The sequence below is a fragment of the Nesterenkonia muleiensis genome (genome assembly GCF_003600155.1).
GTDB lineage: Bacteria > Actinomycetota > Actinomycetes > Actinomycetales > Micrococcaceae > Nesterenkonia > Nesterenkonia muleiensis.
The window spans coordinates 262433-282175 of the sequence record NZ_QWLD01000016.1; the positions used below are offsets into that span (position 1 = coordinate 262433).

Sequence of the window (19743 nt, forward strand, 5' to 3'; positions counted from 1 at the left end):
CGTACTACTTCGCGGCCACATGGGCGAGCCGGTGTTTGCGCTGTTGGACAGGATCCGGCACCGGAGCGGCCTCGAGGAGACGACGGGTATAACCATGCTGCGGATTCTTCAACACATCGGTGCGAAGGCCGTGTTCGATGATTTTTCCGTGGTGCATCACAGCGACATGGTCAGCGAGTTCATCGACCACTGCCAGGTCATGACTGACGAAAAGACAGGCGAAACGCAGCTCCTGCTGGACTTTCCTGAAGAGCTCTAGGACAGTCGCCTGCACGGAGACGTCCAAAGCACTGGTGGGCTCATCGGCGATGAGTAGAACCGGGTCCAGGCTCACCGCCCGAGCAATAGACACCCGCTGCCGTTGGCCTCCGGAGAGCTCGTGAGGGAAGCGTTCGGCCCAGGCACGCGGGAGCTCGACAGAATCAAGCAGCTCGTGCACCTTGGCCTCTAACGCAGGTCCACGCAGCTTTCGGTGCACCCGCAACGGCTCTCCTGTGGCTTCGCCGATGGTCAGCCTGGGGTCGAGTGCGCCGAGGGGGTTTTGGAAGACCACGCCAATGCGCTTACGCAGCTTTCTGAGTTCCTTGCCGGATGAGTTCACCGCGTCTACACCGTCGACCCAGATGGATCCATCCCGTACAGGAGCCAGCCCGATGATGGCCTTGCCGATCGTGGATTTTCCAGAACCGGATTCTCCGACCAGTGCAGTGACCTCCCCGGGACGGACTGTCAGACTGGCGCTGTCAACAGCTGTTACGGTGTGCAGCCGGCGCTTGTACTCCACAGAGATTCTTTCAACTTTCAGCACTGGATCCTCAGCGGAAACTGTGGGGCGCGGCTCAGCCTTCAACCGGGGCACGGCCTCCAGCAGTTCTCGCGTGTACTCGGCCCGTGGAGAGGCGAACAGGGAGCGAACCCCCTGGGTCTCTTCAACCCGGCCGTGGCGCATGACGACGACGCGATCAGCAACGTCTGCGACCACCCCCATGTCGTGGGTGATCATCAGCACTGCGACTCCGACCTCTTCGCGCAACCGCATCAGCACGTCAAGAATCTCCCGCTGCACGGTGACATCAAGGGCAGTGGTGGGCTCATCGGCGATGAGCACTTCAGGGTCGCAGGCCAGCGCCATGGCGATGACGACCCTTTGCGCCTGCCCACCGGATAGCTGGTGCGGGTAGGAGGAGACCCGCTTGTCCGGCTCGGGCAGGTCCACTGTACGCAGCAGTTCGACAGCCCGTTCCTTACGCTCTGCCCGAGTCATCTTCGGAAAATGCCGTTTGAGCATCTCTCGCAGCTGGAAACCGACGGTGAATACTGGGTCCAGCGCACCGAAAGGGTCCTGGAACACCATGGAGATGCGTCTGCCCCGCACCTGGGAGAGCACGGACTCGTCAGCGTTGAGCAGCTCCATGTTCCCCAGCCGGATACTGCCGGAGGTCTCGGCGTTCGGCGGAAGCAGTCCCAGGACGCTCATGGCAGAGACCGACTTCCCCGATCCGGATTCACCGACAATCGCTAAGACCTCACGGTCGTACAGGTCAAGGGAAACATCTGCGACAGCCTGAACCATACCTCCGTCGGAGGTACGAAAATTGACGCCGAGATGATCAATGGTGAGCACCGGCTCGCTCATACTGAATCCTCCGAGTCAGGGGTTGTCTCTCCGAGTGCGTTGTCGATCTGGTCACGATAGGTTTGCCAGTCCTCCAGCATCTTGCGGTGGTATCCGGTCAACCACGTCATGTATCGGTCGGCATTAACCAGCCGCCGCCGCGGCCCTTCGTGCTGCCCTGCCGGGGTTTGAAGGCCTCTGCGCACAACGGCTGACATTTTTCGAAGGTAGTCTCTCTCACCAGCCAGGAAGGCACCCCAGACATCGTCCTCGACCCGATAAAAATGCCTTCTGTCCCCTGGGACTGTGTGCTGATTGACAAACCCAATGGCCACAAGCTGCCGTGTCGCAGTCGAGATGGCTCCCGCGCTGGCGTGCAGGAGACGCCCTATACGGCGGGCGGACATGTACGACTCGTCGGAGATGATCAGCAGCCCGAGAACCCGTCCCTCCATGCGTGAGCTGTTCATGCTCTCCCATGCAGTCGCAAAGTTCTCTATGAACGCAGTCGCCCCCTCATCAAGCGACTCGGGAAGCTCCTGCGGTTTATCGTCCTTCACCGAGTCCTCCTCAGTCTCAACACCGGTCGGGGCGTTCTGCACGATCATAGGGGAAGGTGCTCCATCGGCCTAAGAGGGTCGATGCTGCTCATCGCACGCTGAAACGTGTCGATCGGCCACACTGTCTTGGCCCCAAGGTGGACCGATTCGGCCTGCTCGCCCGCCCAGCGGATGTGTATGGGCTCTCCCGCTGTGGCAAACCCTGACCCAGGCTCGCTGATCAGTCTCCCGTCTTGCACCGTCAGACGCTGATGGGCTGAGGCGGGTTCCGGCATACGAGGCGTTATCACATGCAGAATTCCCCCAAGATCGACGATGTCCACGACTCCGCTCAGGTTCTCAAAGCGACCTGTGAGGTAGAACTCTTGGGGGTTCTCAGGACGGTCCTCCTTCGCAGCGGCCTCGGCCAGGTTGATCAGTTGAATGACTCCAGTGACGATGGCGTCCGCTGGTCCGTCGTAGTCGTTCGTCAACCCGGATACTACGAGACCCTCCTGAGGATCGATCCAGGTGCGGGTAATATGACCGGGATACCCACCGGAATGGCCAACAAGCTCTCGGTCTCCGATCGAGGACAATTCCAGACCCAGGCCGTAGTACCGCATGGCACCTCCGGGAAGCTCAACCTCAGACTCCTTGCGCTGCATAATCCGTTTAGATGCATCCGAGAGCAGGGTCTCGTTGCCGAAGACGTGCGAACTGGCGTAGTGTGCCAACTCGTCAGCGGTCGAGTACCACCCCGTGGCCGGCGCCAGGGACCGGGTATTGATGTGGGCAACTGTGCGGCGCTTCGCACCGTAACGCACCCGGCCGGTATGACCGGCGGCATATTCCAAGGTACGGGTCTCGTCGTGCTCCGGACCGGTGCGGCCCAGATGCAGCGGCCGGACGATAAGATCTTCGGCCAGCTCGATGTAGCTCTGCCCCCGGACCCGCTCAGCGATCAGCCCCAGCAGGCCATATCCGATATTGGTGTACTTGAAGTGCGCATTAGGGGAGAAGACCGCACCCTCCTCATAGAAGACCTGAAGTAGTTCATCACGGCTGAGAAACGGTCGGCGAAGCTGCCAGAAGTCTCCCTCTATGGAGTCCCGGACGATCCCTCCTTGATGACCCAACAGCTCCCGCACGGTGACGTTCTCGACCGCGGTGTCGGCCAGCTCGGCCACGATCTCTCCGACGAGGTCATCAAGGCGCAGGTCGCCGTCTTCGACCAGGCGCAACACGATAACCGCCGTCATGGTCTTCGAATGGGAGGCGATGCGAAACAGGTGCTGGGGTGTCAAGTCTTCACCCGTGTTCAGGTTGGCCTTGCCCCAGGCCAGGTTAAGAATGGAATCACCTTTGTACCGAACGGCAAGCTGAAGCCCGGTGGTACCTCGATAGTCAGCCTGATACGTCGCCCACTGCTCCAGGTAGGGAGCGATGGAGCGCAACAGAGCAGTATTGTCGCCGGTCACAGTGCCATCCTCTCCAATGCTTCCCCGGGTTTACGGGTAGCCATAGCCGCGCGGAACCGTTTAATCGGCCATGCACTTATAGCCCCGAGCCTCACGGCAAAGATCTCGCCGTCATCGCCGTATGTGGCCTCAACAGCTTCGCCGGTGGTGCCGTATCCGGGCTTACGCTCATAGATGAGGGCCCCGTCCTTGACCTCAAGTTTTTGATGCACCGACAGCGGATCTGGACTGCTGGCGGGAATCACGTGCAGGACACCACCGAGGTCCGCGATGTCTGTCACACCCCAAAGCGCTCCGAACCGGCCGGTGACCTTCAGCGCATCTGGTATCGGTTCGGGCTCGGCCTCCGCTGCGTGGAAGGCGAGATTGATCAGCTGGATGACTCCGGCGACAATGGCGTCTGCCGGTCCATCGATGGCGTTCGTCAACCCGGATACCACCAGGCCCTCCTTGGGATCAATCCAGGTGCGAGTAATGTGACCGGGATACCCACCGGAATGGCCGACCAATTCACGGTCACCGATCTTTCCCAGATCCAGACCCAACCCGTAGTGGCGGGTTTCACCGCCGGGAAAGGTCACCGCGGACTCCTTGCGCTGCATGAGTCTTTTCGATGAATCCGTGAGCAGTGTCTCGTTTCCGAATACGTGTGCTGCCCCGTAGGTGGTCATCTCCACAGCAGTGGAGTACCAGCCGGTCGCCGCAGCCATGGCACGGGTGTCCACATGGCCGATGGTGCGCCGTACATCGCCGTAAGCGGTACGGCCTGTGTGGCCCGCAGCATATTCCTCAGCACGTTCAGCCACGTATTCCGGCCCCGTGCGGGTCAGCGCCAACGGTCTCACGATGAGTTCCTTCGACAATTCGGCATATGTTTGGCCTGTCACCCTCTCCAGGATGAGACCGAGGAGGCTATAGCCGATGTTGGTGTATTTGAAGTGTTCGTTAGCCTCGAAAACAGCGCCCTCAGCACGGAGGATATGCATGAGCTGCTCACGGTCCGGGAACGGGCGGCTGCGCTGCCAGAAGTCCCCGTCCGAGGAGTCACGAATCACACCTCCTTGATGCCCGAGCAGCTCACGTACAGTCAAGGAGGCTATTGGGCTGTCCAGCAGCTCGGGGACGATCTCACCGCTCTGGTCGTCAAGACGCAACGTACCCTTCTCTATGAGCTGCATCGTCAGCACAGCGGTCATTGTCTTCGAGTGGGAGGCGATCCTGAACAGATGGTCTTCTGTGAGGTCCTGGCCAGTCTCACCATTTGCCTTCCCCCACGCCAGATTGACGACAACCTCTTCGTGATAGGCGACTGCTAGTTGAAGTCCGGTAGCGCCTCGATGCTCAGCTTGGTGACTTGCCCAGCTAGCGAGGTACGGAGCAGCGGATCGCAGCACAGTCAGCTTGTCGATGGTCATGAACGGCCCTTCGGGTCTAATGCGTCGCGGAGCGCGTCACCGAGTGCGATGAGGCTCAGCACAGTGGCTGTCAACAGGATGCTGGGGAAGATCAGAGTGTGAATCGCCGTCTGGAAGTACCCTTGAGCGACGGACAACTGCAGTCCCCATGAAATGGATGGCTGAGTCAGCCCGACCCCCAGGAAGGTAAGAGTCGCCTCTGCCACGATGACACCACCGACCATTGTCGTAGCCACCGCCAGTGCAGGAGCCAATGAGTTGGGCAACACATGCCCCAGAATGATCCGGGCGTGCGAGAATCCCACGGCGTGTGCAGCCTGAACGAACTCCCTCTCCTTGACCGATCTCACGGAGCTGCGAACCAGTCGCGCAAGAGTCGGCCAAGCAAAGAACGCCAGAACCAGGGAGAGGATCAAAGGAGTCCGTTCAGGAACGCTGTTGAGAACGACGATGGCGCCGAGTAGGAACGGGAAGCCTAGAATGACGTCAGCCAGCCGGGCAATGATCCTGTCGGCGAGACCCCCGAAGTAGCCAGCAATAGTTCCCAGAGTGACCGCTACCACCAGGCAGACACTGGTGGTGGCCAGCCCAATGAACAGGGAGGTTCTGGTTCCGTGCAACACGTTGGCCATCACATCGCAGCCCTGGATGTCGGTGCCGAACGGATGCCCGGCACTGGGTGGCTGATTCGACTCGACAAGGGGACATACGCGCGGGTCTGATTCTCCAAAAAAACCGGCAATCTGCCCGGGAACGGCGGCGATGAGCAGCAGCAGAATCAATGCTGCAAGGCTGATCCAGAACTGGGGACGGCGGCGTACGGTGGTCCAGACGCCGCGTCTGGAGACCGTCGTGGATATCTCTTTGGCGGCTAGCTGCTCAGTCATGGCGGATCCTGGGGTCGAGAACGGAACTGAGAACATCAACAAGCACGTTGACGACCAGGAAGACAAGAATGAGGGCAGTGGCCACACCCACCACAAGGGGCCCTTGCTGTGTGCGGATGGCATCGAAGAGAAGACCGCCGACACCGTGAATGTTGAAGATTCCTTCGATCACGATCGTGCCTCCGAGGAGGAACCCGAGTTCAATCGCCAAAAAGGTCAGAACCGGCGCGGCGGAGTTGCGCATCACGTGTACGCCGACGATCTGCCTGGAGGGCATCCCCTTCGCCACCAAGGTGCGCACGAAGTCAGAGCGGAGTGTGTCGACCACACTGCCGCGCATCAGACGGGAGGCACTGGCCAGCCCGTACAGCGCGACAATCAGCGCCGGAAGGACATATGCCTGCGGCCACCCCTCGCTCGTTCCGGCGATCGGCACCCAACCGAGTTCCAGACCGAAGATGAGCTGTGCAGAGACGCCCATGACGAAGACCGGAATAGAAGTGGCCAAGACAGTCACGAAAAGGATGGTTCGATCCGTGAGAGTGCCATAGCGCAGCCCAGCAACCAACCCCAGAACCACGCCAATGAACAGCTCCAAGGCCCACGCTGTAAGGGCCAGCGCGATAGTGGTGGGCCAGCGCGCGGCTAACTGATCAGCAATCGACCTGCCGTCGTACGTTGTTCCAAGGTCAAAGGTGAGCAGACCGCCGAGATAGTGCAAGTACTGCATAATCAGGGGCTCGTCGAGACGGTACTCAGCTCGCAGACGAGCGACGACGTTGTCCGGCAGCGGCCGGTCCCCTCCCATGGAGGCGATGGGATCCCCGGGCAGACTGAACACTGCCGCATAGATGATGAAAGTCACTCCAATAAAGACAATGACCAGCTCTATCACGCGCCGAAGGAGAAACCGGGACATCAGGAGACCTCCGCCACGGCTGCGGCTGCCACGGCTGTTAAAGTTCCGTACTGCACGCCGACTAGCTTTTCGATGGGCCAGGTTGTCAGCCCGGTGACAGAGCGTGCCTCCTCATACCATTGGTCAAGATACGGCTTGAGGTACGCGGCCGCATTCCGCACCTGAGGAGCTGCCGTGCCAGCCAATATTTCGGTGTGAAAAGTGCGGTACAGCATAGAGCCGAAACGTAACCGGAAGCACCGGACCAGGTCGGCGTTGGAGAAGACTTCGGCTACTGTCGCCGTCCGCTGGGAGTCCACCCGCTCGGCACGCTGATCCTCTGCGTCGCTGATCTCCTGCATCATGGAGGAGAACACCGCGGCCGCTCTGCTCAGCTGAGAGTCAATGCGCAGGTGCTCAGAGCACATATCCAGTGCTGTGACCAATACTGTTCCCAGCTCGGAGAGCTCTCTTCCCTTTCTGCGGAGCACCTCTACGTAGAGCTCGTCAGCAGGGTCGGCACTGTCAGAGTCAGGATGCGACCAATAGGGCAGCTCCGCCACGAAGGTCAATGTCCCGTATGCCTCCAGGTAGTCGGCGAGGCCACCTCCCTGCACACGTCCGACCGGATCGACGCCGACCGCCTCCATGCTGTCGTATATATCCCGTGCCCGAGGGGCAGGGAATATCGCGGTGCCAAGTGGCTCCACTCCTGAAATTTCTGGCTCGCCCTTGTCAAGTGGGAGACCCAACTGCTGAGGAATGCGTTGAAGTGCCTCCTCAAGCGCTTCGGAGAGCCTGCTGATGTAGTAGTAAACTCCGCCCAGCTCTCCGTTGTGAAGTCCCACAGCCATAATCGGGTGAATCTGGTCCACCACGCGCATGACAGCTTGGGTCTCAGGAATAGAACGATCGAAGTAGGCACGCTTGTGATCAAGTGGAAAGGACCACTCCACCTGCTCTATGGGTGCCGGGCGATAAAAATCCTTGGCGTAGGTGACCCGGTCTCCCGGATTCTGGAACCATGACTGATTCAGTCGAGCTCCGTCAGGATCGATGCACGGCAGGATCTCCCAGGTCACTGGAAGTTTGGCGGCCGGCCCCCTCTGGAGGGCCACATCCTCCATCAGTTGCAATGCAGTGTGAAAACCGATGGGCTCATTGGGGTGGACTCCGCCGATGACCAGGACCGCTGGCCCTGATCCCACCGTGTAACGGTAAAGCGGCTCACCGAGACGACTCGTTCCGACCCTGGTCCTCCGCACACTCCCTGAGCTCTCAGCCATTATCTGATCGGCCCGAGACCAAATCTCATCCACAGTGGGGAACTCGGTGAGGGCATCGAACTGCCGGATGTGCCTCAGCAGCTCGTCGATGAAGTCTGCGCCTACCGTCGTTCGCGTTTCGATAGCCAAAAGGGAATCTCCAGTGCTTCTCTGTACAGGCGGCAGGGAGCGAAGAAGCGTTACAGCCCTGCGGTCCCCTGTCACGTCAACTGTTGGTTCAATCCTCGTCGACGAGGACAATGTGACTCAGCCGTGGATTCCCACCGGGCTGTGTCACCAACTCTTCGACACGCTCACTGGTTGCGTACGAGTAAGTCTCGAAAAACATCGGAACAACAGGGAAGTTCTCCTGCAGGATTTCGTGCACCGCCGCATAGGCCTCGCCGGACTCATCTCCTGTCGCGTCCGCTTCTGCCAGAGCTTCCTCAATCTCAGGGAGGTACATCGGAACGCAGTTGGTACATCCACCGGTCTCAAGGTACATCTCACGTATCGTTGCCTGCTGGCTGGGATAGAGCGCACCCCAGCGGGAGAAGAACGGACCGTCGATCTCTGCGTTCTCACGTCGTTCGGCAAACTCGGCCCAGTCCACTGTAGGGGCGGCGACAGCTTCGATGCCGAGGTTCTGACGGATGTTGTTGGCGATGGCGTTGTAGTAGTCGTCTTGACCGCTGCCGCCTGGGAAGACGATCTCCATATCGCCCTCAAAGCCCCCGGCCTCCTCAAGAAGCTCAGCGGCAGCTTCGGGGTCGTATTCGCAGTATTCACCGCAGATTCCTTCCGGGGTTCCCGGCATCACGGCAGGAGTCCAGGCGGTGGCGGGCTCCCATGCGCCTCCGAAAACGACATCGTTGATAGTCTCGCGATCGATTGCCAAAGAGATCGCCTGACGGACCCTGATATCGTCGTACCGCTCATCCCAGAGCGGGAGTCCCAGATGATTCATCCCCGGTGCCTCGAAATTGTAGTTGCGATCTGCGCCGAAGTCGTCCTCGGCCTGGGTACGCCTATTAGCCGGGACACCTGATACATCGATATTGCCGGCCAACGCGTCGGTGTAGGCGGTTACCTGGTCCGAGTAGGCCACGAACGTGATCTCTCCGATGTTCGGCGGATCGCCCGCATAGTCCTCGTAGGCCCGGACGGTGATGGGTTCGCTTTCCACATAGGTGTCGACCATGGCGAACTGGCCGTTGCCGATCGGATGTTCATTGTAGGCGTCGAAGTCTTCGAAAGCAGACGGCGGCATCGGAAACAGTGCCGTCTGGGCTTGGGTGAGCTGAACGGGGAACTGACTGTCTGGACCGACCAGTTCAACCTCGAACGTCAGCTCGTCGACGAGGTTCAGCCCTTCCATCTCATCAGTCTCAGGCTCACCTTCGGCTGGGTTGAGATCATCGAAGCCAACGATATTGGCCAGCTGCCCCGAGTTCTCGAAAGCATTGGGCCCGTAAGCCACCGCATTCCATGAGTCGATGTAGTCCTGGGCAGTTACTGGTGACCCATCATGGAAAGTCCATCCCTCACGCAGAGTGATGGTCCAGGTAGTCTGGTCATCACTTTCCACCGACTCAGCCTGAATGTAGTTCAGCTCGCCGTCCAGCTCAAGGTAAATCAGCGGCGACCACACAGCCATGCCAAAGTCAAAGGCAACAGACTGGCGTCCGGGGATGAGTATCTCCGGCTCCGTGACCGCCATGCTGATCGATCCGTCAATGTCACTTGCCTCTAGCTCGTCATCTGCGCTGTCCCCGCAAGCGGTGACGGCAAATGCCAGGCCCAAACCTAACGCTACCGCGGTACGAGTGTTCATTCGAGTCCTCCTCTGGATGCGAGCAGCACTGTCCACTCAGTGCGCATTTTCGAACAGTAGCACCCGAAAAACACTCTGTATATTGAAGTTTCACTATTTAATGAAACTTCAATATACATGTAACACAGTGGAAACACCTGGCTGTTGAGCCCCAGGAGTAAAGCCCTCCGGGACCCTTAGCGCGGCAAAATCACCGGTATCGCCTTTTGGGTGGCGGCCCAAGATTTCATGACTTCAGCCGCGCGGCGAGGTCGTGGAAGGCCTGGAACGGGTTGCCGAAGCGGTGCAGTGTCATGGAGACCGCCTGTTCTTTGACCCAGTAGCGCAGCTCCACCCTGCCGGAGGCCGTGACCGGGTCATCCAGCAGTGCGACCTCAGGACGCTCAGCCACAGCGTCCCAGACGTCTGGATCCAGCCCGCCGAGAACCCGGACCCGGACGCCGACGCCGGCGTCATGATCTCCTTCGGAGAGTGCTGCGGCGAAATCGGAGTCATTCTCCTTGGCTGGTTTGGCGCCCAGGGCCTTGAGTAGTTTGACCACAGGCTTGGGGGTTTTGGGGTGCCGGGAGATGCTCAGCGTGCTTCCGGCGGCCGCCGCTGCGGCCAGCGCCCGGGCCACCTCCTTCGGCTGCGCCCCCGGCCCCACACGCAGCAGGACCTCGGAGGGGCGGTAGCGGAAGATATTCGCCTCCGAGCTCAGACCGGTGCGGTCCTGGGCTGTGCCGAACTTCTTCTTCCACCAGCGGGCGTCGTCGGCCACAGCAATCTGCAGGAACTGCATGGCTTCACCCTCCAGCAAGCCCTTGGACTCGATGATCTCCAGCAACTCACCTACCTCGGGAGTCGCCACCTGTGCTGGGGCAGTTCTCGTCGGATCAGTGAGTTCCTGCCAGGTGCCGAAGAGCATCACGTAGTTGGGACCGCCGGCCTTGGATCCCAGTCCCACCGAGGATTTCTTCCAGCCGCCGAATGACTGGCGCTGGACAACCGCACCGGTGATACCGCGGTTGACGTAGGCATTGCCTACCTGGACCTCGTCCAGCCACTGGGTGACCTCTTTGGTCTCCAGGGAGTGGATCCCGCCGGTGAGCCCGAACTCCACCTGGTTCTGGTACTGGATGGCCTGCTGGAGATCCGTGGCCTCCATGAGCCCCAGCACCGGTCCGAAGACCTCGGTGAGGTGGAAGAAGCTGCCGGGCTGCACCCCGGTTTTGATACCGGGACTCCAGAGCTTGCCGGTGTCATCCAGCGGCTTGGGCTTCAGCAGCCAGGCCTCCCCTGGTTCCAGCGTGGTCAGGGCACGCTCCAGCTTCTCCGAGGGCAGTTCGGTCAGCGGACCGATGGTGGCCGAGAGGTTCTGCGGCCAGTCCACCACCATGGACTGGGCGGCGTCGATGAGCTGGCGGCGGAAGCGCTCCGAGCGGTACACGCTGCCCACCAGAATGCCCAGGGAGGCCGCCGAGCATTTCTGGCCGGCATGGCCGAAGGCGGAGTTGACCAGGTCGGCCACCGCGAGATCACGGTCGGCGGCCGGGGTCACGATCAGCGCATTCTTTCCTGAGGTCTCGGCGTTGATGGTCATCTGCGGGTCCCAGGAGCGGAACAGTGCGGCAGTCTCTGAGGCCCCGGTGAGGATGACCCGGTCCACACCGTGGTGGCTGACCAGCTTCTTGCCCGCCTCACCTTCGAAGGGGTAGACCCCGTGCAGCGCCTCGTGCGGTACACCGGCGTCCCAGAGCGCCTCCAGGATGGCCATGGAGCAGTGCGGTGTGGGTTTGGAGGGCTTGTGGATCACCGCTGCCCCGGCGGCGAGCGCGGCGAAGGTGCCGCCTGCCGGGATCGCCAGCGGGAAGTTCCACGGCGGGGTGATCAGCACCAGCTTGTCCGGAACGAATCGGGCGTGGTCGACAGTCTCCAGCTCCAGGGCGCTGTGTGCGTAGTAGCGGGCGAAGTCGATGGCTTCGGAAATCTCGGCGTCGGTCTGGATGATGGACTTTCCGACCTCGGCGGCGGCCAGGCTGAGCAGGTGCCCGCGGCGGGCGGCCAGAATATCGGCCGCCCGGTAGAGGATCGCCGCCCGCTCCTGAGCCGGACGGTGGGCCCAGTCATCAGCAGCGGTGCGCGCGGTCTCCACCAGCTGGTCGATATCTGAGACACCGACGCTTTCAGGGACCGACTGCTCAGCCAGCCATTCGGGAGTGGCCCGGGCGATGATCTGCTCAGCCCAGCGCTGGTTGGCCTCCAGGGCGGGATTGGTGTCGGGCTCGTTGACGAAGGCTGGAATACCTGAACTGTAGTCGCTCGGCTCCTGGGACTCTTCGGCGAACCGGTCCTGGGTGTGGGCAGGTGAGGGGACGGCGTCGTCGTTCTCCAGGATCTCGGTCAGAGTCTCCAGCGAGGCCCGGAACCGGGCCTCCTCCCGGATGAAGATCTCCGAACCCTGCCCGTTCTCATCAACGGCAAGGTCGAAGATTCCGGACATGAAGTTCTCCCGGTGAGCGTTCTCCTCCAGCCGGCGCACCAGGTAGGAGATGGCGACGTCAAACTCGGCCGGGCGCACTGCGGGCACATAGAGCAGCAGCTGGCCGACGTCGGCGCTGATCGGTCCCTGCTGCTCAGCGGCCATTCCCTGCAGCATCTCGAACTCGAGCCGGTCGCTGACACCCTGCTCAACCCCCAACAGGTGGGCGAAGGCGATGTCGAACAGATTGTGCCCGGCCACTCCCAGCCGCACTCCCCGCATCCGCTCAGGCGTCAGCAGCCAGTGCAGAACCAGTTTGTAGTTGGCGTCTGAGGCCTGCTTGGAGGCACAGGTGACCACCGGCCAGTCATGGATATCGGCATGCACCTGCTCCATGGCCAGGTTGGCACCCTTGACCAGGCGGATCTTGATGCCCGCTCCTCCGGCGTCGAGGCGGGCATTGGCGAACTCGGCGAGCTCCTGGACCGCGGCCAACGCATCGGGGAGGTATGCCTGGATGACGATGCCGGCCTCGTAGTTCTTCATCTGTTCCATGGCCAGCAGCCGCTTGAACACCGCGATGGTCAGCCGCAGATCCCGGTACTCCTCCATGTCCAGGTTGATGAACTTCGAGCCGGCCGGCGCCTGGGCGGCCTCTTCGTAGAGGGGGATCAGACGCTCGACCACGTAGTCCACGGTGGCCTCGAAGCCCCACATCGAAATCTGGGAGGCGATGGAGGAGACCTTGATGGACACATAGTCCACATCCGTGCGGCGCAGCAGCCGGAACGTGTCGTCCAGGTGCTTATCGGCTTCGTCCTCGCCCAGCACCGCCTCACCGAGCAGGTTGATGTTCAGCCGGTTGCCCTGCTTCTTGATCTTCGCCACGGCCTGGCCGAGCTGCTTGTCGCGGGCGTCGACCACCATATGACCCACCATAGAGCGCATCCGCTGCCGGGCTGCCGGCACCACCACGTTCGGCAGCAGCTTGCCCAGCGCGGAGCCGGCCTGGATCTGGGCGCGGTCGAGCCGGCCGAGGGTCTCCGGGGCGAGGCCGCCGAGTTCGCTGAGCGCCTTGGCCGCAGCCTTGGAGTCCTCGGTGCGGATCACCCGGTCCACGAATCCGACGGTGAAGTCTAATCCGGTGGGGTGGGAGAGTACCGTAGCGAGCCGCTCGGCGGACTTGTGCGGCTTGGCGCCGGAGGCTTGGGTCTTCTGCAGCCACTGGGCGACCTTCTCCACCGCAGCATCAGAGAGCCGCTCCAGCTTCTGGCGGGTAGGACTGTCCTGGACGTGGGGGACCATAGATTCGCTCCTCTAGCACGGCTATTGTCTGCTGTCCTCCCAGTCTGCGAGCTGCCGGTCCATCCCGGAAGGAGAACGACGACGCCCACACCACCTTTTTGAGTCAAAATAGGGCAGACTGGTGGGTATGGACACACTGACTCCTGGCCGGCCGCGAGTTCAGGAGACTGTCGATGACATCGTGGCCTCGGTCCTGGCCACTGCCGGACCCCGGGTGGGAACCCCTGCCTACTCGACCCGCAGCATCGCCGAGCTGACCGGGCTGAGCCAGACCCTGGTCTCGCGCGCGGTCCGGCGCATTCGCCGCCCCGGCAGCATCATGGCAGCCGCGTCCGGCCCGCCTCTTGCTGCGGGTTCCTCCGCCGATCCCAAGATTCCGGCGTTGCAGTTGGCCGAGTTCGGTGTGGAGTTCCCTCAGATCACCCTGCGCTTCGAACCGGCCGACGCGGATCCTGCCTTGCGCCCCCGGGTCTTCGAGCGCCGCGCTGCGGCGGTGATGGCCGCGCTCTGGGTCTCCGGGGCGGCGTCGTGGCCCTCAGCGGCGGGTGTTTCACGCAACACGTGGACCGAAACTGTTGAAAGACCAATCGAAGACCCCGGAGTTCCCACCGTTTCAGCACACCAGTTCCTGGTTCACTGGAATCCAGCCGCGTGCCGCTGGGAGACCTTCTTGGCCCAGGTGGCCGGGATGCTGGATCACTGCGTCACCTCTCCGGAGGCGATTCCCGCCGGCCTGCTCAGGCTTCTGGCTTCCCGGGTGGGTCACGCACTGCACGGGGTGCGCTGGGCCCGGGGGTCAGCCGAGGCGCCGGAAACTTCTTCACATTTTGACTCAGAACGGGTCACCGTCGCGGAGTTCCCCTCCCCCGGCCGCTCGGAGCACAACCGGTGGCTGCCGCGGGTGGAGCTCTCAGCCACCGAGCAGATCGCCGTGGCTCTGCGCAAGGAGATGACCGACTCGGGCTTCGCCCCAGGCGGCAGGATCAGCGCCTCGGGCATGGCTCAGCGGTTGGGCCTGGACCCCTCCACCGTGCGCACAGCCATGCGTCAGCTTGCCGATGATGGTCTGCTGGCCCGCAGTGACCGCGGGTTCCGGCTGCCGCTGCTGACCGGGGCGGATGTGATCGATCTCTATGCCTCCCGTCTGCATGTGGGAATGGTCATCCTGCGTGCCTGTGCCGCTCAGCCGAAGCATCGGCTGCTGCCTGCCCGGCTGGCACTGGGGTCCTTGGAGGCTGTGGCTGCACGGGGTTCCCGGGTTGACTCCGGAGAGGCAGACCTGCGGTTCCAGCAGGAGCTGGCCGAGGCCTCAGGGCTGCCGCAGTCAGCGCGGAGCTTCCACGCCCTGACCCTGCGGGTGCGGATGTTCATCTCAGTGCTTCAGCTGGACTACTCCCCGGCCGCAGACCGTCTGGTCAGCGACAATCGCCGGATCCTCACCGCGGTGCTGGAGGGCCGGGCCGGGGAGGCGGTGCGCATCTGGCGCAGCAAGCAGGACAATGCGGTACGCCACATGTCAGCCCTGGCACCGGACACCTTCGACGCCGCCCTCTGGGACCGCCTGGCCCACTGAGCCAGACCAAGGGCACTGTGCGCCCCGCTGTCATGGTGCCAGATGCTGCTGGAGCACTTTTCCCATGATGCGTGCGGCCTGCGGGTAGTTTCCGGGGTCACGGCCGGCATAGGTGAGACGGATGCAGGGAGCCACCGGTTCGGCGGGGAAGAGCTCATCGCCCAGAACAACGCTGACGCCTTCCATCTCAGCTTCACGGATGAACCGCCCCAGATCAGTGCCATCAGGCAGACACGCCCAGAGGTTGAGTCCACCCCGAGGCCGAGTCTCGACCTGCAGCTCTGGGGCGTGCTCCCCCAAGCTGGCAAGCAGAAGGTCTCGGCGTGAGCCGAGCTGTTCGTTGAGATTCCTCAAGTGGGTCTTCCACGCTGGCTGAGTGACCACATCCAGCGCCACCGCCTGCAGCATTCCGCTGACGTAGATCGACTCGGACTGGGCGGCGTGCAGCAGGCGGTCGCGAACCGGGCCCCGAGCCACCACACCTGCCACCCGCACTGCCGGGGAGACGCTCTTGGAGAGCGAGCGCAGATACACCACATGTCCGAGGTCATCATCAGCGGCAAGCGGACGGGGCTCGGAATCGATGGAGAAGTCACAAGCCCAGTCATCCTCGATCAGGAAAGCCCGGTGCTTGCGGACCACTTCTAGGATCTTCTGCCCCAACCCGCGGCTCCACTGCGCCCCGGTGGGATTCGCATACGTCGGCTGGGCGTAGAAGGCTCGTGCGCCGGTCTGAGCGAAGGCACGCTCCACATCCATCGGGTCTGGGCCAGCGGATGAGCTCGGGATCGGCACGATCTCCACGTTCGCCTGCGCTGCCGCCAGGATCGCACCCCAGTAGGTGGGTGACTCCATGATCAGCGGCTCACCCGGCCCGGCCAGTGAACGGAAAGCGGCGCTGAGTCCGCTCTGACTCCCAGGCAAGATAATGACATCCTCTGCCGACGGCGCAGCCAACCCGGCGGGGACACTGGCTGCGAGTTCTGCGGCAAACCATGCACGAAGCTCAGGCATTCCTGCCGGTGAAGGGCCGGCCAGGAATGAGCGGGTACGCGCAGCCCTGGTGAAGGCTGCGCGAATCAGCCGCTCAGGCAGCAGCTGCGGGTCAGGGAAGCCGAGGCTGAGGTCGATGGTGCCTGGACGTGCCGGCCGCAAGGCTGAGGCCATCTGCACCGACCGGGACCGCCCGGCACCCAGCGCGTTGGTCTGCCAGGAGTAGTCATGAGGCCTGACATCCCGCAAGGAGCGCACGAAGCTCCCCACACCGGGCCTGCTCTCCACCAGTCCCTGCACGGCAAGGCTGCGCAGAGCCTTCTGGACGGTCACGGGACTCGCGCCGTATTCAGCGACCAGGCTACGAGTGCTGGGCAGCCGTGCACCGGGAGCCGCACCGCTGATCCAACGCGTGAGCCCCTCCACGATCCGGTGACTGCTATCCTGTTTCATGAGAATAGATAATAGCGCTACTGCTTATCGCTCTTCTGTGCTACTCGCTGAGATGCCGTCAGCCAGAGGGATCCTGTGGGGCTTCCTAGGCGTAGCGATCTTCTCCCTGACCGTCCCCTTGACCCGTATCGCGGTATCGGACAACGGGCTCGATGCCCTCTTCGTCGGCGCCGGACGCGCCGTGATCGCCGGTGTCTTGGCCGCTCTGGCCTTGGGACTGACCCGGCAGCACCTCCCCCGAGGAGCACAGTGGGGGCGGCTGGCGGTGATCGCCGGCGGCATCGTGATCGGATTTCCGGTGCTCACCTCCTATGCCCTGACTGCCTCGACAGCAACTCATGGGGCAGTGGTGATCGCGCTTCTGCCGGCTGTCACTGCGGTGGTCGCAGTGCGGCGCATCCGGGAGCGGCCAGGCGCGGTGTTCTGGGCCGCGACTGTGTTGGGCGCCGTCGCCGCAGTGGGCTTCGCCGCGGCGCACGGAGGGGGCCTCGGCGGCCTGCACTGGTCGGACCTGCTGCTTCTGGCTGCAGTGGTTGCCGCAGCTTTCGGCTACGCAGAAGGTGGTCTGCTGGCCCGGGAGCTCGGCGCCTGGCAGACCGTCTCGTGGGCTTTGGTGATGAGCCTGCCGGTGATGCTGGTGCTGACCGGAGCCTCCGCGGTCAGCCAGCCGCCCTCAGGAGGCCCCGCGCAGTGGGCCGCATTCGTGTACCTGGGCCTGATGTCGATGTTCCTGGGGTTCTTCGCCTGGTATCGCGGGCTCGGGATCGGGCCTGTCTCCCGGGTCAGCCAGGTGCAGCTGGTCCAGCCGGTGCTGAGCCTGGGCTGGGCCGCGCTGCTGCTGGGTGAGCCGATCACGGCAATCACTGTGCTTGGCGGTGTCGCGGTCATCGCCTGTGCTGCGGTCGCGGTGAACGCCAGACTCCTGGGCTGGGCGAGGAAGAGTCCGGTAGCTGGAACACCCGGCGGTACAGATGTCACGGCCTCGGCGGGGAAGTAGGTTATCCAAGTGACGACGTTTCTGCCACTGATCCTGTTCTTCATCGCCGGGGCCGGCACCCCGGGGCCGAACAATACGATCGCCATGGCCTCCGGCGCCAACTACGGGCTCAAGCGCACCTTCCCGTGCGTCGCCGGAGTCAATGTCGGATTCCCCGTGATGCTGATCCTCATAGGACTCGGCCTGGGCGGAGTGCTCACCCAGTGGCCCTGGGTGCTGGATGTGCTGCGGCCCATCGGCGTGCTCTATCTGCTGTGGCTGGCCTGGCGGATCGGCACCGCACTGACTGACCTTGAGACCCGCGGTCAGGGCAGGCCTCCGGGGTTCGTGCAGATGGCGCTGTTTCAGTTCGTCAACCCCAAGGCGTGGACTCTGGTGGTCGCAGCCGTTTCGACCTATACCGGGTTCTGGGACAACTTCTTGGCAGAGGTGCTGGTCCTCGCCGCATTCGCCGTGGTGTTCAGCACCCCCTGCACAGTGGCCTGGGCGCTGCTGGGGGTCGGAGCCGGCAAGGTCATCTCCACGCCGCACCATCTGCGCATCTTCAACCTGGTGATGGCGGCTCTGCTGGTGCTTTCGCTGATCCCTGCGGTGGTCGAGACCGTTGAGTCCGTCCAGCTGCTGCTCAGCTGAGCAGCCCCGCCAGACGACGGGCGACGTCGACCAGTGAGACCCTGTCCAGCTCATCGATCTCCGGCTGAGTGAACCAGGCGACGTCGTCGGTGGATCCGTCGGTCTCCACCGTCAGTTCCCCGCCGGTGATATGCGCCCGGTAGATGATCCGCAGGCTCTGCAGGGGGATTCCGTCCCGTCCGGAGGACGGGGTACGCTGCTCACCCGGAACAATCCTGTTGTCGATGCCCAGCAGTTCATCGATCGCTACGTGGTATCCGGACTCCTCGAAGACTTCGCGTACTGCGGCGTCGGCTGGGTCCTCGCCCGGGTCCAGGCCACCGCCGGGGAGAGTCCACCCGGAGGCAAAATCCTGTAGATGCCAGTGAGGCAGCAACATCCGGCCCTCGGCGTCGGTGATGACCGCATAGGCGGCAATGCGGGTATCCATAGCAGTAGAACCTATCAGCGCAGACTACATCGGGGACGCAGAACGACGCCGCCCGCCGCGCCTGGGCAGCCGCAGGCGCGGCGCCGCTCCGGCGGCAGACTGCGGACCAGTCAGCGTCAGCCCGTTGCTGAGCACCACCAGCAGCACCCCTGCCCAGGCGAGCAGCGGCAGCTGCTGCTGCAGCACCACCAGACCGATGGTCGCGGCGAAGAGCGGATGCAGCGACATCCCCACCCCGAAGATCAGCGGACTGATGTGCCGCAGCACGATGAGGTCCAGGGCATAGGGCACCGCCGTGGAGAGCAGGCCGGCCACGGCGGCGAAGAGGTAGGCCTCCAGCGGCGGTTGCGTATGCCAGATGATCATCACCAGCACCGGAAGCAGGCCCAGCGAGGAGAGGATGGTGGCCGCCGCTGTGCCTTGGACCCCGGGTACCCGCTGGCCGACCACACGGTTGGTGAGGATGTAGCCGGCCCAGCTGACGGCACCGATCAATGCGATGCCGATTCCCACGAAGTCTGTGGTGGGACCCGGTCCGGTCAGCAGAATCACTCCCAGCAGCGCCAGTCCGGCGGCGAGGATGTCCCGGCCCCGCCGGGAGGACCAGATGGCCACCGCCAAGGGGCCCAGAAACTCGATGGTCACCGCGGTGCCCAGCCCCACCCGGTCAATGGCCATGTACAGTGCACCGTTCATCGTCGCGAAGAAGACTGCCAGCAGGATCACCGGACGCCACTGCGCGCCGGTGAAGCTGCGCAGCCGGGGCCGGGCGATGGAGCAGAGGATCAGCGCAGCGGCAATCTGCCGCACAGCGACCACACCCAGGGGGCCGAGCGTGGAGAAGGCGAAGGAACCTACTGCCGCCCCGGTTTGGGTGCTGAGCGCACCGGTGACGATGCAGGCGAACCCCCGCCCCGGTCTTCCCTCGAGTTTGCTGGTCATACGAGCATTCTCCAGCCACTGC

General features: G+C 62.9%; 15 protein-coding genes. 3 read left to right on the top strand and 12 right to left on the bottom strand.

What is annotated here, in order from left to right; all coding sequences use genetic code 11:
• Positions 1-4: 4 nt before the first annotated feature.
• The 9 genes from DVO78_RS06225 to DVO78_RS06265 form a co-directional block, all read right to left on the bottom strand.
• Positions 5-1636: a dipeptide ABC transporter ATP-binding protein gene (locus DVO78_RS06225; protein ID WP_120003938.1), complete on the bottom strand. Its 1632-nt coding sequence runs from the start codon at positions 1634-1636 to the stop codon at positions 5-7.
• Positions 1633-2223 carry a GbsR/MarR family transcriptional regulator gene (locus DVO78_RS06230; RefSeq protein WP_120003939.1) on the bottom strand — a complete coding sequence of 197 codons (591 nt, stop codon included), beginning with the start codon at positions 2221-2223 and terminating at the stop codon, positions 1633-1635. The genes DVO78_RS06225 and DVO78_RS06230 overlap by 4 nt, the downstream gene beginning before the upstream one ends.
• On the bottom strand, positions 2220-3635 hold the full coding sequence (locus tag DVO78_RS06235) for a serine hydrolase domain-containing protein (RefSeq protein WP_120003940.1): 1416 nt from the start codon (positions 3633-3635) through the stop codon (positions 2220-2222). The genes DVO78_RS06230 and DVO78_RS06235 overlap by 4 nt, the downstream gene beginning before the upstream one ends.
• Positions 3632-5050 carry a serine hydrolase domain-containing protein gene (locus DVO78_RS06240; RefSeq protein WP_120003941.1) on the bottom strand — a complete coding sequence of 473 codons (1419 nt, stop codon included), beginning with the start codon at positions 5048-5050 and terminating at the stop codon, positions 3632-3634. Before DVO78_RS06240 ends, DVO78_RS06235 begins: the two co-directional genes overlap by 4 nt.
• Positions 5047-5937, bottom strand: a complete 891-nt coding sequence (locus DVO78_RS06245; RefSeq protein ID WP_238385169.1) for an ABC transporter permease — start codon at positions 5935-5937, stop codon at positions 5047-5049. Before DVO78_RS06245 ends, DVO78_RS06240 begins: the two co-directional genes overlap by 4 nt.
• Positions 5930-6856: an ABC transporter permease gene (locus DVO78_RS06250; protein WP_120003943.1), complete on the bottom strand. Its 927-nt coding sequence runs from the start codon at positions 6854-6856 to the stop codon at positions 5930-5932. Before DVO78_RS06250 ends, DVO78_RS06245 begins: the two co-directional genes overlap by 8 nt.
• Positions 6856-8250 (bottom strand): M14 family zinc carboxypeptidase, encoded by a 1395-nt coding sequence (locus tag DVO78_RS06255; protein WP_120003944.1) that lies wholly within the window; start codon positions 8248-8250, stop codon positions 6856-6858. The genes DVO78_RS06250 and DVO78_RS06255 overlap by 1 nt, the downstream gene beginning before the upstream one ends.
• Positions 8251-8338: 88 nt before the next feature.
• Positions 8339-9934, bottom strand: a complete 1596-nt coding sequence (locus DVO78_RS06260) for a peptide ABC transporter substrate-binding protein (RefSeq protein WP_120003945.1) — start codon at positions 9932-9934, stop codon at positions 8339-8341.
• A 226-nt stretch (positions 9935-10160) separates the two neighbouring features.
• Positions 10161-13700, bottom strand: coding sequence for a proline dehydrogenase family protein (locus DVO78_RS06265; RefSeq protein ID WP_120003946.1), 3540 nt, complete (start codon positions 13698-13700; stop codon positions 10161-10163).
• A gap of 127 nt (positions 13701-13827) precedes the next feature.
• Between DVO78_RS06265 and DVO78_RS06270 the strand changes: the two genes are divergently transcribed.
• Complete coding sequence (locus tag DVO78_RS06270; RefSeq protein ID WP_120003947.1) at positions 13828-15273, top strand: GntR family transcriptional regulator; 1446 nt, start codon at positions 13828-13830, stop codon at positions 15271-15273.
• 30 nt (positions 15274-15303) lie between these two features.
• Here DVO78_RS06270 and DVO78_RS06275 read toward each other — a convergent pair whose 3' ends face one another.
• Positions 15304-16719 carry an aminotransferase-like domain-containing protein gene (locus DVO78_RS06275; RefSeq protein WP_120003948.1) on the bottom strand — a complete coding sequence of 472 codons (1416 nt, stop codon included), beginning with the start codon at positions 16717-16719 and terminating at the stop codon, positions 15304-15306.
• A 52-nt stretch (positions 16720-16771) separates the two neighbouring features.
• Here DVO78_RS06275 and DVO78_RS06280 point away from each other — a divergent pair, with 52 nt between their 5' ends.
• Positions 16772-17716, top strand: coding sequence for a DMT family transporter (locus tag DVO78_RS06280; RefSeq protein ID WP_202912101.1), 945 nt, complete (start codon positions 16772-16774; stop codon positions 17714-17716).
• 9 nt (positions 17717-17725) lie between these two features.
• Positions 17726-18349 (top strand): LysE family translocator, encoded by a 624-nt coding sequence (locus DVO78_RS06285; RefSeq protein WP_120003950.1) that lies wholly within the window; start codon positions 17726-17728, stop codon positions 18347-18349.
• Here the strand turns inward: DVO78_RS06285 and DVO78_RS06290 are convergent.
• Together DVO78_RS06290 and DVO78_RS06295 are read right to left on the bottom strand one after the other, a co-directional pair.
• Positions 18342-18779, bottom strand: coding sequence for an NUDIX hydrolase (locus DVO78_RS06290; protein ID WP_120003951.1), 438 nt, complete (start codon positions 18777-18779; stop codon positions 18342-18344). The two genes, DVO78_RS06285 and DVO78_RS06290, sit on opposite strands and share 8 nt — an antisense overlap.
• A 24-nt stretch (positions 18780-18803) precedes the next feature.
• Positions 18804-19721, bottom strand: coding sequence for an EamA family transporter (locus DVO78_RS06295; RefSeq protein ID WP_120003952.1), 918 nt, complete (start codon positions 19719-19721; stop codon positions 18804-18806).
• Positions 19722-19743: the final 22 nt, after the last annotated feature.